We start from the raw sequence: 15371 nt of genomic DNA on the forward strand, positions 1-15371 counted from the left end.
GTCTCTTCTTCCGACCAGTGGACCGCCGCCGCCTCTAACCCGCGGCCTCTCCTCGATCGCATCACCCGTCGGCTCGCCGGCGAGCCGGGTCCCTCGTCCGCCGCACAGGACGATCGCGGGAACGGGAACGTCGACGTGATCGTCGGCGGCTTCGGTGTGATCGTCGGCGGCTTCAGCGTGATCGTCGACAACTACACGATCGCCCACGCGATCACCCCCGCGTGCAGCGCCAGGGCGCGGCCGACCTCGTTGATCGCGCCGAAGACGTCCCCGCTGACGCCGCCGAGCCACGACCGCGTCCGATGGACGACCACCAGCGCGACCGCCGACCCAGCACACAGCGCGGCGATGACGGCGAGTAACGTCCCCGCCGGGACGTCGAACGGGGCCGAAAACGCGATCGTGACGGTCGAAGGAACGACCGCGACGGGGAGAACGACCGCGACGACCGGGAGTGCGACCGCGAGGGTCGGGAGCGCGTCGGCTGGGGTCGCCGGATCCGCAAGACCGGACCCTAATCCCTCGTGAGCTGCGGTTCCGAAACACGCCGCGAGCGCCATCCCGAGCTTCGCCCCGACCTCGGCCGCGAGGACGATACCGGCGGCCACGAGGGGGTTCATCGTCGGGAGCGCGATCGCGGCGGCGCCAAGCGTGGTCACGAGCAGCGTTACCCCGAGAAGGAGGACGCCGCCGACGCCGAGATCGGCGTCCGCTAGCACCGCCCGGCGGCGGTCCGGGTCGTGGGCTGCGACCGCGTCACCCAGATCCGCCAGTCCGTCGGCGTGGGTGACGCCCGAGAGGGCGTACAGGAGACAGAGATACCCCGCGACGATGGTCGGCCAGGGTATCGACGCGAGCCCGGCGGACAGGACGAACGCGGCGAGCGCGATCCCGATGACCCACCCGACGACGGGGATCGTCCACGGGGACGTCCGAAAGTCGTCCCAGTCGCTCCGGCGGCCACCGGGGATCGGGAGGCGGGTCAGGAACGTGACGGCACCGCGAACCGCGCCGATCCGCCGCCGTATCGGGCCTCGTGTCGACGACGTCATCCGGCGGTCACCACCCCCGGTCCCGCAACGAGCACGTCGAGAGCCAGACAGCAGCCGACCGCACTCGCGATTCCGAGCCAGGCTGCGCGATTCACGAGTCGGATGCCGCGCCGCGCCGCCGCTGCAGTCGGCAGATCGGCAGTCGGCTGGAGGATGTACGTCCCCGGCTTTTCGAGCCGAACGTCCAGGACCGACGCGATCGTCGCCATCGGCCACCCCGAGTTGGGCGAGTCGGGACCACGCGCCCACCGGCGAGCCGCGAGCAGCGACGCCGGTCGGCCGGCCGCGACCGCGATCACGATCGCCGACAGCCGCGCGGGGATCCACATCACGAGGTCGTCGAGGCGTGCCGGAGCCCAGCCGGCCCGGCGCGTGCGGTAGCCGAGCATCGAGTCGAGGGTGTTGACCCCCTTCACCCACGCCGCGGCACCGGTTGCCACGGCGAGGACGGAGCCGGTCGTGAGTGCACCCGTGGTAACGTCCGCGACGGACGCCACCACCGCTATCACACCCATAACCGCGGCGGCGGCCGTGAACGCGGTGAGAGGGGCGATCAGCCCATCTGCGAGGTTCTCGGCCGCGCTTTCGACCGCGGCGGAGCGAACGTGGGCCGCCGACAGCGTGTCCGCATCGCGTCCGGCAAGTGCGCGCAGTGCCTCGCGGGCGGCCGGGAGATCCGCGTCGGAGTCGGCAAGCGAGACGACGTGCCCGGCGGTCTCGACGAGCAGTCGCCGACTGAGACACGTGTACAGAACCACCCCGGCGAGAACGCCCGCCAGCAGGGGATCGACCCATCCGGCCACCACCACGGGGACCGCGGCGACGACGGCGAACCCGACAGGAACGAGGACGGCGATCACGACGCCGACCGACCGGGTGTCGGGAAGCGTCCGATCGATCCGGTTGACGATGGATCCGAGAACGGCGACCGGATGGACACGTGCCGGCGGTTCGGCGATCGTCGAATCGAGGGCGGCCGCCACGAGCACCGCGAGGGCGGCCGCCCGGATCACCGCCTGGCCTCCAGCCGGGTCGGGAGCTCCGTGAGCGAGGTCTCGGTGACGTCGATGAACCGTCCGCCGGCCGACTCGATACCCCCGTCAATGGCCGGATCGTCGCCGACGTGCGTGAGGTCGTCGACGGCGGAATCGAGCGCCGCCGCGGCTGCCTCGAAGGCGCGGGGATCGGGCTTGCGCCAGCCACAGCCGATGCTGGTCGTCACGGCATCGAACTCCCCACGAAGCCCGCTGCGGATGAGCGTTCGGGGGACGAGTTCCGGAACCGAACAGTTGGAGAGCAGCCCGACCGGACCGCGATCGGCGGCGGCTCGGATCGCCTCCAGGGCACCATCTCGGCGGGTCACGTCGGGGTCGAAGGCGGCAACGACCGCGTGCCGGGCGGCGTTGTCGGACACGTCGACCTCACGGGAGTCCAACGCGGCGGCGACGTGTGCCGGCAGCGGCACCTCGGCACCCTCTGGGGCGTCGATGTGGACCTCGCCGTAGGCGACGTGCCAATCGTCCGGAACCTGAACCCCGCGCGATTCGAGTTCGCGGGCGACCGCCTCCGCGGGATCGATCGGGTAGTCGATGTCGACGAGCGTTCCGAAGAGATCGAAAGTGAGCGCCACGTTGGCGGCCGTACGACGAGGATCGGATTGAACCTGTCGGTCGGTTCGATCGGCTGGAAGCGGTCCGATCGAGACGGCACGGAGCCCGTCCGATCGAGACGCTCGGGCGTCTACCCCCGGACGGCTAGACCTGTCGCGCGAACGCGAGGTTCCCCGAGACGTTCTCGATGTAGGCGCGGACGGTATCGCCCTCCTGGGCGCCGGGGACGAAGATCGTGTAGTCGCCGCGTTCGGCGACGCCGTCGCCCTTCCGGCCGGTGCCGACGATCTCGACCTCGTAGGTGGTTCCCTCCTCGACGGTCTCGGAGCGGCGCTGGGTCGTGGACGTCTGCTTGGCGACGGGACGGAAGGCACCACACGCCTCACAGCGAAGCATCGGCGTGCGGTCCTCGGTGACAAGGCGCGTGTCCGGAAGGCCACACTCCGAGCAGGTCACGTAGGAGGCGATGTAGGCGTCGAGGGCCGACTGAAAGTCGTCGGCTCGGAAGTTGCCGTTGTAGCGAGCGACGCCGTTCTCGTACTGGCCGGCGGTCCCCAGTTCGCGCTGGATGTTGGAGTGGACGTGCTCGGGGTCACGCGAGAGCGCGTCGGCGATCGCCGAGAGATTTGTCAATCGGGTGAAGGCACCGTCCTTCTGAGCGGTCGGGTCCGGGACCTCGAGGCGCTCGTCCGAGCCGCCGAGATCCGGCAACTCGTCGATCGCGCGGTCGAGACTGGCCTGGTAGTCCATACGGTCGGGAGACGGCCGTGACGGAAAGCGTTTCCGGGTTCGTCGATCCGGTGCGTTCCGGTCGGTCGATCGGTGCGTTTTCGAAGTCGCCGATCACGGACGCCGGGTCGAACAGACCGTCCCGATCGATCGGGCTGTCCGACGCTCGTGTGGCGACTGACGGACGACCGTCAGACACGGAGGAAGATACTTATAGGACCCACGGATATCCGTATTCGAGCGATGAGCAAGATCACGTTCCGCGCCGCCGACGACCTCGTCGAGCGGTTGGAGGAGTACGACGCCTCCAAAAGCGAGGTGATGCGCGAGGCGTTGCGCACCTATCTCGAGTCGGCCGAGCCGGCCGACGGGGAGCCCGGACGGGACGTGACTGCAGGATCCGGATCGTCGACGGGGGAGAACTCGGAGACCGCAAGCGGGATCGACGCCACGATCGCCGACCGTGTCGACGAGTTGATCGCCGATCGGCTGGATGCGGCACTCGACGACCGACTCGGTCGACCGGCCACTCCCGATCACGGCGCGTATACGCCCGCGAGCGGGTCCGATATCAACGTAAACGTCACACTCGACGGGGTTCGTGCCGACGAGTCGGCCGTCGAAACCGACGAGGACGCCGACCGATCGACGACGACCGACGAGCGTATGACACACGGGGACGAGTCGGCTGAACGCGCGCAAACGGACCGTAAAACGTGCGCAAGCTGTGGTGATGAAATGCCGGAAGACCACGTTTACTGTCCGAATTGCGGGGAAAAGCGATCGCATCGCGTGTTCTGTGAATGCGGCGACGAGATCCGGTCGGATTGGGCGTTCTGTCCCGGCTGTGGCCGAAGAACCCCTGCGGCCGACGTCCTCGATAACCCCTAAGACGGCGTAAACAGGTTTTTTCGGCCCGTATACGCCGTTTTCCCGGTGACGTCTTACAACGGGCGGTACTTTTAAGTATCTTCCATCTGTGCGTTCATCTGCGTAAGACGGTTGTCTTACAGACGGCCGCCGCGGCGGCGATCGGCTCGCCGTCCGGCGGTTTACGTGTGTAAGACCCAATGACACGCGATGTCACCGTCTTACCGGGGGAATGACAATGGAGCGTGTGACACTACGAATCCCGAAACAGCAGATAGAGGAGGTCGAACAGATGGTCGAAACGGGCGAGTTCCCGAACCGGAGCGAGGCGATCCGGTCGGCGGTCCGTGAGATGTTGAACGAACAGGACGGCGAATACAACAGCCGTCGGCGCACCGAGCGCAGCTGGGCGAAGGTGTAACGATGCAGGACATCGTTCAGGACGCCCTCGCCAACGCGGAAGCCGAACAGCGTGAGATGGACGTCGACGCCGACGGGGACGACGAGTTCGGCGATCCGCGGATCGTCATCGTCGGCGCCGGCGGAGCCGGGAACAACACGATCAACCGGCTGTACAACATCGGCGTGGACGGCGCCGACACCGTCGCCATCAACACCGACAAACAGCACCTGAAGATGATCGAGGCCGACACGAAGATCCTCGTCGGCAAGTCCCTCACCCAGGGGCTCGGAGCGGGCGGCGACCCCAAGATGGGCGAGCGCGCCACCGAGATGGCACAGGGGACGATCAAGGACGTCCTCGGCGATGCGGACCTCGTGTTCGTCACCGCCGGAATGGGTGGCGGGACCGGGACCGGCGCCGCACCGGTCGTCTCGAAGATCGCGAAAGAGCAGGGCGCGATCGTGGTCGGGATGGTCTCGACCCCGTTCAACGTCGAGCGGGCCCGGACCGTCAAGGCCGAGGAGGGCCTCGAGGACCTCCGCAACGAGGCCGACTCGATCATCGTACTCGACAACAACCGCCTCCTCGATTACGTCCCGAACCTGCCGATCGGGAAGGCGTTCTCGGTGATGGACCAGATCATCGCCGAGACCGTCAAGGGGATCTCCGAGACGATCACTCAGCCCTCGCTCATCAACCTGGACTACGCGGACATGTCCACGATCATGAACCAGGGCGGCGTCGCGGTGATGCTCGTCGGCGAGACCCAGGACAAGAACAAGACCCAGGAGGTCGTCAACGACGCGATGAACCACCCCCTGTTGGACGTCGACTACCGCGGCGCCTCGGGCGGGCTGGTCCACATTACCGGCGGTCCGGACCTGACGCTCAAGGAGGCCGAGGGGATCGCGAACAACATCACCGAACGCCTGGAGGCCAGCGCCAACGTCATCTGGGGCGCACGCATCCAGGAGGAGTACAAGGGGAAGGTTCGTGTGATGGCGATCATGACCGGCGTCCAGAGCGCACAGGTACTGGGTCCCTCGACCCAGAAGCAGGCCGACCGCTCCCGTGCCAGTCTCGACGGTACGAACGCCAACGACGGGCCCGGTGGAGCAGGCGGAACGAGCGCGACCGGCAGCGCCGACGCCGCAAGCTGGGAGTCCGACGGCGGCACCGAGCCGACCGAGAAGCAGAACGGACTCGACGTCATCCGATAGCCCGCATTCGGTCGAAACGACCCGAGCGACCACACTCGCTCGGGCCATAGAACCCGTTTCGGGTCACCACGCGATGGACGTGCCGCCCGACACCCGTTTTTTGCCGCCAGTCACCCACGTGAACGATCGACAGACACAGGTATCCGGGGCCGGACGTACGGACGATGCTCGGGTTGGAACACGGGTTCCGGATCGTCGACGTCCACGCGACGCTCGATCCGGACGAGGAGTCGGTCGCGGCCCACGGCCGCGACATCACGCCCGAGCGGCTCGAACGGGAGATGCACCAGGCCGGCGTCGTCCGCGCGATCGTCTCCCCGGGAAAACGACCGGACGGGGAGAGCTACCTGCGCGTGAACAACGCCGTCGCCCGGCTGAGCGTCGAGCGACCGTTCCTTGCGTTCGCCCGCCTCAACGGCCCCCGCGACCCGGGATCGACGCCGATCGGAAAACTGCGAAACCTGCGGACCGAACGCGACGATCACCACACCCGTCCCGACGACGTCGAGCAATACGCCTACGACGATCGGTTTCACGGCTTTATGCTGGCACCCGCCGTGGACGGGATCCCGGAGGATGACGTCCTCGAACGGCTCGCAAAGGCGGACCAGCCGGTGCTCGTCGACGGCGGGACGTCGTTTTCCCCGGATCGGCTCGCGGAGACGCTGCTCCCGTACGGGTTCCCGGTGGTGCTCGGGAGCTTTGGCGGGTATCCGCTCCGGGAGTCGATGATGCGGTCGTCCTTCGAGCACCTCCAGAAGTACGACCAGCTCTATCTCGACACCAGCGCGGTCCGGTTCCGGGACGTCCTGGAGACGGGACTGCTCGAACACCCCGACCGGATCCTCTTCGGGAGCGGCGTGCCGGACGTCCACCCGAACGTGGCGGTGATGGAGATCCTCACCCTCGACGTCTCCGAGGACTTCATGCGACGCGTGTTCACGAAGAACCCGTCACGGGTGATTCCGGGGCTGGCGGCCGGAGCGGATCTGTGAGATCTCCGGTATCGATCCAGATATGTGGATCAAGTAGCCGTATGATCGAACGAATAGGACACGTTCCTGTGTCGGGTTCCGATCCGCTTTTGAGTCGCTCGTCCCTATCCGAGGTATGACCCGTATCGTCGTGGTTGACAACCACGGACAGTTCACACACCTAGAACGGCGTGCCCTCCGGGATCTCGGCGTGGATACCGAGTTGATAGATAACGACACCCGGCCTGCCGACATCGACGCCGACGGCATCGTGCTCTCGGGCGGCCCCGACATCGACCGCATCGGTCGCTGCCCCGACTACCTCGATCTGGACGTGCCGATCTTCGGGATCTGTCTCGGAATGCAGATCATCGCCGACGAGCTGGGGGGCACCGTGGGCGGGGGTGAATACGGCGGCTACGCCGACGTCGATGTGGAGATCACCGACACGACGGACCCGCTCGTCGGGACGCTGGCTCCAGAAACACGGGTGTGGGCCTCACACGCCGACGAGGTGAAGACGGTCCCCGAGGGCTTCACTCGAACCGCCCGCTCGGACGTCTGTTCGATCGAGGCGATCGCGAACGCCGAGACCGACCGCTACGGGGTCCAGTGGCATCCCGAGGTCGCACACACCGAACGGGGCGAGGAGGTCTTCGAGAACTTCATCGAGGTCTGCGAGTCGCGCTGATCGACGGTCACGACAAGGCGTTTCTCACGGTCGATCCGCTCGCGCCCTACAGCTGATAGGTCCGCTGAGCGACGGCCCCACAGCTGTCACACGTGCGCCGGTACTGCACCTGGCTTCCGGTCGTGACTGCCTTCCAGGACGGATCCGAATGCACGTATCCACAGGAACTACAGACGTGGCTCGTCCTGTCGAGCCGGTCCCGCAGCCGGTCGAGCGCCGTCGTTCCGATCGCTTTCCCAGACATATGTTACCAATTAACACTCGAAGGAGAAATACGTACCGGTGGGATCGGTCGCATCGATGAGGGGGGATAAGACGTCGAAAAACGGCCGAAAACGCGATCAGGCTTCGAAGAGGTCGTCGACGGCGTCGGCAGCTGCCGCGACGGCCTCCTCGGCGACCGCCTCGGGATCGGCCTCGTCGTCGGGCGCGTTGAGGTAGACGTCGACGTCGAGGACGTCGTCCTCGAAGGTCACCGTAACGTCGAGGTCCTCGACGTCCGACTGGCGGTACTGGGCGAAGACGACGCCTTCTGCCGCCCGGGCGGCGGTCCGAACCACTTCGTCATCGGTCGGATCCGACGACCCGTCCGCGTCGTCTCGGTCGGTCATTTACGCGCCGCCCGCGCCCGGACCGCCGGGACCCATCGGGCCGCCGCCGGCGCCACCCTGCAGGAGCTGCTGGAGCTCCTCCTGGAGGCTCTCGAACTGCTGTTGGACGCGCTCCTCCTGCTTTTTGAGCTGCTCGACGCGGACCTCGAGGGAGTCGACCTTTTCGTCAAGGTCCTCGTGAGCGCTCTCGTAGTCCGTCTCGACGAGAATCTCGCCGACCTCGCGGTACATCGTGGCGCCCTCGTCGACGTCCTCGAGCGCCTCGAGGGCGGTCTTCGAGTCGTTGAGCGCCGACTGGGACTGCTCCTTCTGCTGGGCGACCTGTTGGGCCGTCTCCTGTAGGTCCTGCAGCTCCTCGATCTTCTCCTGTGCCTCCGGCGGCATATTGCCCTGCATAAACGGGAGGACACGTCCCGGACTGAAAAACCCACGTTCTTCGTCCCGCAGGGACGATCCCCCGGATCACGCCGTCGAACGCCGCGTGACGGCCGTTTCGGCTGCCGCTTCCGCGACGTCGACGAGCCGGATCCAACTGTTGGTCCCGGCGCGCAACGCGGTCAGATCCCGGGCGAGCACCCGAACGATCACGGTCGCATCCTTCCGAGCGAGTCGGACCCGTGATCGGGGATCGTCGACGCCGTCGATCTCGGGCGTGAGGGCGTTCGCGATCGTCCGTGCTCGATCCACGGATGAATACCGGAACCGGAGCGTGACCGCGTGAACGTATGGCGATTCCGCACCGGGTTGGTGATCGTCGATCTCGGCATCAGCGTCGATCTCGGCATCAGCGTCGATCTCGGCATCAGTTGGCATTATGGAGTCAGGATCGAAAGCGACCGCGAGTCACCGGCTCGACAAGCGGGGAGAAACGGGCAGCGACTATTCGACGGTGACTTCCTTGACGTCGCCGCCGCGTTCCTTCAAGAGCACGCGGTGACCGCAGTAGGGGCAGCGGACGCCGCCGTACTCATCGAGCGTGACGTCGCGCTTACAGCGGGAACACCGGTAACTCATTATTCCTCGTCCGCGAGTGCCGCGCGGATCGACCGCCGAACGGTGCGTCCGCCGGGCGTTTCGGGCCGGTAGGCGCCACCGGCGAACGTCTCGCCCGTCTCCTCGTTGACCCAGATGCCGGTTCCGATCCGGGTGACGTCGTCGCCGTCGACGGTCGCATTGCGCATATCCGCCTCGATCTCCTGAACGCGCTTCCGTGCGACGCGGCCGTATCGTGCGCCGAAACGACCCGAACTCCCGGTCGATCGTGCCTTCTGCTCAGCCATAGTACCGCTTGATACAGCCAGCACGAGTAAAAAGGCTACGAGTTGCCCTCGCGGATCCGGCTTGCGGGGTGACGACGGCACGTATCCACACCGACGGGCTGACAAAGCCGGCGCGCACAGGCGCCCGTATGGACGAAATCGACGTCGAGCCGGTCGACAGCGTCGATGCGGGATCACGAACCGACGTCGACGCCGACCTCCCGGCCGGGATCGACGCCCCCGAATATGTTCTCTACGGGGGCAAAGGCGGTGTCGGAAAGACGACGATGGCGGCGGCCACGGGCCTCTCCTCGGCCGCCGGCGGGGTCGACACGCTCGTCGTCTCGACGGACCCTGCCCACTCGCTGTCGGATACCTACGGCGTCGACGTGCCCGCCACGCCCGCCCGGATCCGCGAGGACATCCCGTTGTACGCCGCCGAGATCGATCCTGACGACGCCATGGAGGAGGGACTGTTCGGCACCGATGGCGACCCGCTCGGCGGGCTTGGCGACCTCGGCGAGATGGCCGGTGGGGCGGGTGGAGATCACGATGGCCTCGACGACCCTGCCGACGGACCAGCCGGCGGGCTGCTCGATGGAACGATGCCCGGCGCCGACGAGGCGGCGGCGATGCGCCAGCTGCTCGAGTATCTCGACGACCCGCGGTTCGACCGCGTGATCGTCGACACCGCGCCGACGGGACACACGCTCCGGCTGCTGGAACTTCCCGAGCTGATGGACTCGATGATCGGCCGGGTGATGAAACTCCGACAGCAGTTTTCCGGAATGATGGACGGCCTCACGGGGCTGTTCGGCGGGGACGGCGACGACCCCGACCCGAGCGAGGATCTCGACGCACTCCGCGAGCGGATCGAACGTCTGCGGGACGTTCTCCGTGATCCCGATCGAACCGATTTCCGCATCGTGATGATCCCCGAAGAGATGAGCGTGGTGGAGTCCGAACGACTCCGCGACCAACTCGGAGCGTTCGGTATTCCGGTCGAGACGATCGTCGTCAACCGGGTGATGGAGGATCTCGCGAACGTCGCCGACGTCGATCCGGAGTGGGTCGTCGCGCCGAACCTCGAGGACTGTGCGTTCTGTCAACGCCGCTGGCAGGTCCAGCAGAACGCCCTGGAACGGGCGAGCGACCTGTTCCGCGGCCGCGAGGTGAAACGCGTCCCGCTGCTGGGGGATGCGGTTCGCGGGGACGCGGCGCTTCGGGTCGTGGCCGCCTGCCTCGAGTGAGCCATCCGCGCCCGATACGGTAGCACCCGATAGGTAGCGGCAGGGGTAGGGGCCGGGGATCGCCTATCTCGTCACCTTGGTGAGGAGGTCGTAGGCGGCATCCAGCATCGGGTCCGGCAGGAACCGACCGAGAACCGCGACCCGGGGCAGCGTCCCCGGCTGGACGCGGGCGGGGGGCTGCGTCGCGCTTGCAGCGTTACAGATGGCGTCGGCGACCACCTCGGGTTCGACCGAGCCGGGGCCGTCGCCGGCGACGAGCTGGGTGTCCTCGAAAACCCGGTAGAACTCCTCGTAGGCGCCCGATCGGTCGATGCTGTCTCCGTCCTCCTCGTTCGCGTTCTGCTCGTCTCCGTCTGGTTCCGCCCCGTCCCCAGCAGCGACCTCCCGACCGGCGCGGTCCGAGAAGTTCGTTCGGACGGGACCGGGTTCGACGACCACGACGTCGACGTCGTACTCGGCGACCTCGTTCCGGAGCGCGTCCGACATCGCCTCGATCGCGTGTTTCGAGCCGGCGTAGACGCCGGTTCCGGGGAGCGCGATCCGGCCGAGGACCGAGGAGACGTTGATGATCGTCCCGTCACGCTCCCGACGCATCGAGGGGAGCACGGCCCTGATGAGCCGGTGAGGACCGTAGACGTTCACGTCGAACTGGTCGTGGACTCGGTCCGTGGGAACGTCCTCGAGGGGGCCGAACTGCCCGTACCCGGCGTTGTTCACGAGACAGTCGATCGCGCCCTCCTCGTCGAGGATCCGGTCGACGACGCGGTCGACGTCGTCGCCGTCGGTCACGTCCAGGGTCGCGAGTTCACACCCCTCCTCGCCGAGCGTCTGGATGTCCGCCGGGTTCCGCGCCGTCGCGTACACGGTCCAGTCCTCCTCGAGGAACGCGCGCGCCGTCGCACGCCCGATTCCCGACGAGCACCCCGTGATGAGTACCGTCCGTTGCACACCCGTGTCCTCGTACGGGAGCGCCATAACTTCCACCGTTCCGTCCGCGCCCACTTCATCCGTCCACCGTTCCGCCCCGTAGCCACGATCGTCGGACGGGGAAGGAAAGGAGAAAGGAGGGAACAGGACAGGACCCCTGCGCCGCTCGACTCAGGAGTCGGCGATCGACCGCTTGACCACGTCCGCGTACGCGTCGGCAATCCGGGTCGGTTCCGGCAGCTTGTATCCGGCACACAGTGCGTCGACGATGTCCACCGTGGTCGCGGCGGAGACGCGGTGGCCCGGGCTGACGTAGAGGGGATTCACCCGCCGGCTGTTCGGATACTGGCGCGACTGGAACGCGTGACCGATCACGGTCCCATCGACCGTATCGGTGCATCCCGTGGGGGATTCCACACGCCCATCGGCGCGGATCGGGGTCGACCACCCCTCGAGGCGCCCGTCGACGTCCGCATCGGGCGTGCCACAGAGGAGGCTCTTGGCGACGCCGACGCTCGGCAGGTCGAGCACGACGCCGATGTGGGTCGCGATCCCCGCCTGCCGGAAGTGGATCCGCCCCGAGCCATCCAATACCGCAAGGTCCGGATCGACGGACAGCGTCGCGAGCGCATCCAGGATCGGTCCGCCCTCGCGAAACGCGAGCAGCCCCGGGATGTACGGGATCGAAAGCGGCGAGACGGCGTGAGTCCGTTCGACGAGCCGCCCACCGCGAAACGCGACGACCGCCGAGACGACCGCGTCCTCGAGGAACGCCTGATCGATGCCGACGACGATCGGGGGATCGGAGGAAGAGATGGAAGAAGAGGAAGTGGAGGAAGAGGAGGAAGATGTGGAAGCGGAGGAGCACGACCCGGTAGCGGAGCCGAACCGTTCCTGAACGGTGTCGTGACCCGGTTCCGGAACGCCGTCGGTGAGATCGGTGGCCTCGTCGATCGCGATCGAGTCCGGAACGGCGGAGCCGCCGAATCCGTCAGCAAGGTCGTCCGTGAAGACCGCGGCGGCAGCGATCTCGCGCTGGAGATCCTCCATCTCCTCGCGGGACAGATCCGGATCCGGAACGAATTCGGAACGATCGAGATCGAGCGTGGTTCGGGGACGATCGTCCCTGAACGAGTCGTCGTGTGAGTCCGGCGGCGCCACGACGATCACCGCCGACGGCCGGGACCGCCTGGTCCGCCAGGACCTCCGGGACCTCCGGGACCGCCTGGACCACCGAACTGGAGCTGCGTGGGCGCACGCATCTCGTCCTTGACGCGCTTCCCGTACGCCAGCCCGACGAGGAGTCCCGCGAGATGTGCCCAGTGAGCGACCCCGCCGGCGACGCCACCGAGGCCGAAGAAGACGCTGACGACGGCGAAGCCGATCGTCAACAGCCACAGCGGCATCGGGATGAAGAAGTAGAGATACACTCGGAGGTGCGGGTTCAAGACGGTGAGTACCCCCATAATCGCCATGATCGCTCCGGAGGCACCGACGACGCCGGGGCCGACCGGACCGACCAGAAAGCCCATCCCGATCTGGGCGAGTCCGGCGAGGGCGCCGGCGCCGAGGAACAGCAGGGCGAACCGCTTCGACCCGATACGGTCCTCCACGGCCGGCCCGAAGAAGTAGAGGACGATCGAGTTGAGCGCGATGTGCGGAAAGTTCCCGTGTGCGAAGACCGCGGTGATCCAGGTCCAGACGTACTCCAGCCGCTCGGGGCGGAGGACGAAAAGCGACCGGGACAGCTCCTGGCTGATGAACCCGCTGACGAGGACCTGAAGCAGGAACGTCGTCCACATCAACCCGAGGAACAGGAACGTCAGATTCCCACGGAAGTACCCGAGGAATCCGCCCGTCGACGTCGTACGGGCAACGCGTGCCCGGATTCGGTCGGCCACCGATCCGGATCGCGGCGACCGTGTCTCGCCAGACGGGGAGTCGTCGAACCCGCTTTCGAAGACTCCGGAGGGATCGTCCCACTCGCCGAGTCCGGGACAGTCGTGGTTCTCCGGCAGCCGGTGGTCCGCACAGAACGTTCGTCCGCACCGGTGACACTGGTACGGGAGGTTCTCGTAGGCACCACACACGTCGCACGTCGCCATTACCGTGACGTTGTGGCGGCGCGGGTAAAGCGGTTTGGCCTCGACGACGACGATGAGAGATCGGGATCGAACGGAAGGCGCGGTCGAACGGAAGGCGGGGTCGGACGGAAGGCGGGGTCGACGAAGGCACGGTCGGACAAAGACACGATCGAAGCCAACCGGCCTATCGAAGCGATTAAGCGGCGGACACACGAACCGCGACCTATGCAGCACCTCATCATCCGTGGCGACCCCGGGATCCGCCGAGACGCGGTGATCAACTACGACGGCCAGGAGATGATCTGCTTTTCGGTGAACCGACAGGGCGACTGGCACGGCCCCGACGAACCCCAACTGTGGTGTACGATCGGCACTGAGGATGAGTACGAGACGTACGCGAAACGAGAGTACGTCCCGCACTGGCTCGAGACCGAGTCGATCGACGCCGAGGATCTCGACGTCATCAAGGCGAAAGGCGACCTCGCGGTCTAGGTCACAACAACCCGTCCAGGTCCTCGTTATCGAACGCGGCGGCCGGATCGCTCCGATCGCGGTCCTCGGTCTCCGTCTCGGCGGCCGCCTGTCTGGCGCGTTCGAGGAAGGTTTCGACGCGACCGGACCGTTGGATGCCGCCGAGAAGGACGATCGTCGCGAGCCGCTCGGACTGAAGCGGGAAGTCGCCGCCGCGAACCTCCATCGAGCCGGTTTCGTCCTCGAGCCATCGCCGTGACTTCTCGACGCCCTTGCGTGGGATCCGGTCGACGTCGCCGGCCGCGATCAACAGCGCGCGATCGGCGTTCGTCGCTTCGGGAACGCTGAGTCCGGTGGTCACCGCCTTTCGCGTCGTACTCAGTAGCGCGGTGATGTTCTCCGCCGGGTCTTCGGACGCAAGGGCACTCGCGTACCCGACCGCCGCGATCCCGCCGGCTCCGAGGGTGTTGATCACCTCGCTCGTGTCGACGACGGACTCCCCCACGCCCTCCGTCGCCTCGCCGGCGGCCAACAGCAACCCGATACGCTTGGCCAGCTTCCGGTTGAGACTCTCGTAGCCCCCCTCGACGCTGTCGTCGGCCGCCCGCCACGCGTCGTTATCGAGGAGGAGGGTGGCGTCCGCCTCCCGGATGAGCGTTTTCAGTGATCGCCCCGCGTTCACCTGGTACAGTGCTCCCTCATCCCGTGCGGGAAGCACGCCGAGGGCGTAGACGGGAACGTCGTAGACACGGCTGAGTTCACGCACGAGCACCGGCGAACCGCCCGATCCGGTGCCGCCGCCCAGCCCCGCGACGACGATGATCGCCTCCGCCTCGGCGGTGATCCGCCCCGACAACGCGTCGAGAACTTCGACCACGTCCTCGTCCATCACCGTCGCGCCGAGCTCGTTGTCGCCGCCGACGCCGTGTCCGTTGACACGGGATTGGCCGATCAGGCAGGTGTCGATCGGCAGGGGATCGAGATCCGTCGACGCGGTGTTGACCGCGAGGGCGCCCCGTACCGCACCGAATCCCATCTCAGCGTCGAACTCGGCCAGGGCGGTCGTGACCTTTCCGCCCGCCTGTCCGACGCCGACGAGGACGGCCTTCATACGGAATGATCCACACACCAGCGTATCAACGTTTCCCCGACGACACCGCGAGCGATCGAACGCGGCTATGCCGTCGACGACGCGTCGCCGCCGGAGGTTTATATATGGA

At 67.0% G+C, this 15371-nt stretch carries 22 protein-coding genes; 7 read left to right on the forward strand and 15 right to left on the reverse strand.

The window, feature by feature from the left end; translation table 11 throughout:
• The 5 genes from OQF70_RS00005 to OQF70_RS00025 all read right to left on the reverse strand — a co-directional run.
• The coding region (locus OQF70_RS00005; protein WP_280535202.1) for a hypothetical protein at positions 1-207 on the reverse strand (207 nt) is incomplete at its 3' end.
• Positions 192-1052 carry an adenosylcobinamide-GDP ribazoletransferase gene (locus tag OQF70_RS00010; RefSeq protein WP_280535203.1) on the reverse strand — a complete coding sequence of 287 codons (861 nt, stop codon included), beginning with the start codon at positions 1050-1052 and terminating at the stop codon, positions 192-194. The genes OQF70_RS00005 and OQF70_RS00010, both read right to left, overlap by 16 nt.
• Positions 1049-2065 (reverse strand): adenosylcobinamide-phosphate synthase CbiB, encoded by a 1017-nt coding sequence (gene cbiB / locus OQF70_RS00015; protein WP_280535204.1) that lies wholly within the window; start codon positions 2063-2065, stop codon positions 1049-1051. The genes OQF70_RS00010 and cbiB overlap by 4 nt, the downstream gene beginning before the upstream one ends.
• Positions 2062-2682 carry an HAD family hydrolase gene (locus OQF70_RS00020; protein WP_280535205.1) on the reverse strand — a complete coding sequence of 207 codons (621 nt, stop codon included), beginning with the start codon at positions 2680-2682 and terminating at the stop codon, positions 2062-2064. The genes cbiB and OQF70_RS00020 overlap by 4 nt, the downstream gene beginning before the upstream one ends.
• Positions 2683-2806: 124 nt before the next feature.
• Positions 2807-3412, reverse strand: coding sequence for a translation initiation factor IF-2 subunit beta (locus tag OQF70_RS00025; RefSeq protein WP_092815437.1), 606 nt, complete (start codon positions 3410-3412; stop codon positions 2807-2809).
• A gap of 222 nt (positions 3413-3634) precedes the next feature.
• Here OQF70_RS00025 and OQF70_RS00030 point away from each other — a divergent pair, with 222 nt between their 5' ends.
• The 5 genes from OQF70_RS00030 to OQF70_RS00050 all read left to right on the forward strand — a co-directional run bounded on the left by OQF70_RS00030 (position 3635) and on the right by OQF70_RS00050 (position 7549).
• Positions 3635-4282, forward strand: coding sequence for a zinc ribbon domain-containing protein (locus OQF70_RS00030; RefSeq protein WP_280535206.1), 648 nt, complete (start codon positions 3635-3637; stop codon positions 4280-4282).
• Positions 4283-4499: 217 nt separating this feature from the next.
• Positions 4500-4682, forward strand: a complete 183-nt coding sequence (locus OQF70_RS00035; RefSeq protein WP_092813205.1) for a ribbon-helix-helix domain-containing protein — start codon at positions 4500-4502, stop codon at positions 4680-4682.
• 2 nt (positions 4683-4684) lie between these two features.
• Positions 4685-5884 carry a cell division protein FtsZ gene (gene ftsZ, locus OQF70_RS00040; RefSeq protein ID WP_280535207.1) on the forward strand — a complete coding sequence of 400 codons (1200 nt, stop codon included), beginning with the start codon at positions 4685-4687 and terminating at the stop codon, positions 5882-5884.
• A 164-nt stretch (positions 5885-6048) separates the two neighbouring features.
• Positions 6049-6879: an amidohydrolase gene (locus tag OQF70_RS00045; protein ID WP_092813198.1), complete on the forward strand. Its 831-nt coding sequence runs from the start codon at positions 6049-6051 to the stop codon at positions 6877-6879.
• Between the two features lie 115 nt (positions 6880-6994).
• Positions 6995-7549, forward strand: a complete 555-nt coding sequence (locus OQF70_RS00050) for a GMP synthase subunit A (protein ID WP_092813195.1) — start codon at positions 6995-6997, stop codon at positions 7547-7549.
• A 46-nt stretch (positions 7550-7595) separates the two neighbouring features.
• Here the strand turns inward: OQF70_RS00050 and OQF70_RS00055 are convergent, their stop codons facing one another.
• The 6 genes from OQF70_RS00055 to OQF70_RS00080 all read right to left on the reverse strand — a co-directional run bounded on the left by OQF70_RS00055 (position 7596) and on the right by OQF70_RS00080 (position 9440).
• Positions 7596-7793, reverse strand: coding sequence for an HVO_0649 family zinc finger protein (locus OQF70_RS00055; RefSeq protein ID WP_092813187.1), 198 nt, complete (start codon positions 7791-7793; stop codon positions 7596-7598).
• A gap of 97 nt (positions 7794-7890) precedes the next feature.
• Entirely contained in the window at positions 7891-8160 is a 270-nt protein-coding gene (locus tag OQF70_RS00060; RefSeq protein WP_092813184.1) for a DUF3194 domain-containing protein, read from the reverse strand.
• Positions 8161-8544 (reverse strand): prefoldin subunit beta, encoded by a 384-nt coding sequence (locus OQF70_RS00065; RefSeq protein WP_092813181.1) that lies wholly within the window; start codon positions 8542-8544, stop codon positions 8161-8163.
• Between the two features lie 78 nt (positions 8545-8622).
• The gene (locus OQF70_RS00070; RefSeq protein ID WP_303650979.1) at positions 8623-8973 is read right to left on the reverse strand and encodes a KEOPS complex subunit Pcc1; all 351 of its coding nucleotides are present in this window, start codon (positions 8971-8973) and stop codon (positions 8623-8625) included.
• Between the two features lie 66 nt (positions 8974-9039).
• The gene (locus tag OQF70_RS00075; RefSeq protein ID WP_092813175.1) at positions 9040-9174 is read right to left on the reverse strand and encodes a DNA-directed RNA polymerase subunit P; all 135 of its coding nucleotides are present in this window, start codon (positions 9172-9174) and stop codon (positions 9040-9042) included.
• Positions 9174-9440 carry a hypothetical protein gene (locus tag OQF70_RS00080; RefSeq protein ID WP_092813173.1) on the reverse strand — a complete coding sequence of 89 codons (267 nt, stop codon included), beginning with the start codon at positions 9438-9440 and terminating at the stop codon, positions 9174-9176. The genes OQF70_RS00075 and OQF70_RS00080 overlap by 1 nt, the downstream gene beginning before the upstream one ends.
• A gap of 128 nt (positions 9441-9568) precedes the next feature.
• On the opposite strand from OQF70_RS00080, the gene OQF70_RS00085 reads away from it, so the two are divergent.
• Positions 9569-10669 carry a TRC40/GET3/ArsA family transport-energizing ATPase gene (locus OQF70_RS00085; protein ID WP_280535208.1) on the forward strand — a complete coding sequence of 367 codons (1101 nt, stop codon included), beginning with the start codon at positions 9569-9571 and terminating at the stop codon, positions 10667-10669.
• Between the two features lie 63 nt (positions 10670-10732).
• Here OQF70_RS00085 and OQF70_RS00090 read toward each other — a convergent pair whose 3' ends face one another.
• From OQF70_RS00090 to OQF70_RS00100, 3 genes are all read right to left on the reverse strand, one after another.
• The gene (locus tag OQF70_RS00090) at positions 10733-11644 is read right to left on the reverse strand and encodes an SDR family oxidoreductase (protein ID WP_280535209.1); all 912 of its coding nucleotides are present in this window, start codon (positions 11642-11644) and stop codon (positions 10733-10735) included.
• A 123-nt stretch (positions 11645-11767) separates the two neighbouring features.
• Entirely contained in the window at positions 11768-12646 is an 879-nt protein-coding gene (locus OQF70_RS00095; protein ID WP_280535487.1) for an endonuclease V, read from the reverse strand.
• A gap of 116 nt (positions 12647-12762) precedes the next feature.
• Positions 12763-13701: a rhomboid family intramembrane serine protease gene (locus OQF70_RS00100; RefSeq protein ID WP_280535210.1), complete on the reverse strand. Its 939-nt coding sequence runs from the start codon at positions 13699-13701 to the stop codon at positions 12763-12765.
• A 204-nt stretch (positions 13702-13905) separates the two neighbouring features.
• Between OQF70_RS00100 and OQF70_RS00105 the strand changes: the two genes are divergently transcribed.
• Positions 13906-14172 (forward strand): HAH_0734 family protein, encoded by a 267-nt coding sequence (locus OQF70_RS00105; RefSeq protein WP_280535211.1) that lies wholly within the window; start codon positions 13906-13908, stop codon positions 14170-14172.
• A gap of 1 nt (position 14173) precedes the next feature.
• Here OQF70_RS00105 and OQF70_RS00110 read toward each other — a convergent pair whose 3' ends face one another.
• Positions 14174-15262 (reverse strand): tubulin/FtsZ family protein, encoded by a 1089-nt coding sequence (locus OQF70_RS00110; protein WP_280535212.1) that lies wholly within the window; start codon positions 15260-15262, stop codon positions 14174-14176.
• Positions 15263-15371: the final 109 nt, after the last annotated feature.

The organism is Halopenitus sp. POP-27, assembly GCF_029889855.1.
Lineage (GTDB): Archaea > Halobacteriota > Halobacteria > Halobacteriales > Haloferacaceae > Halopenitus > Halopenitus malekzadehii.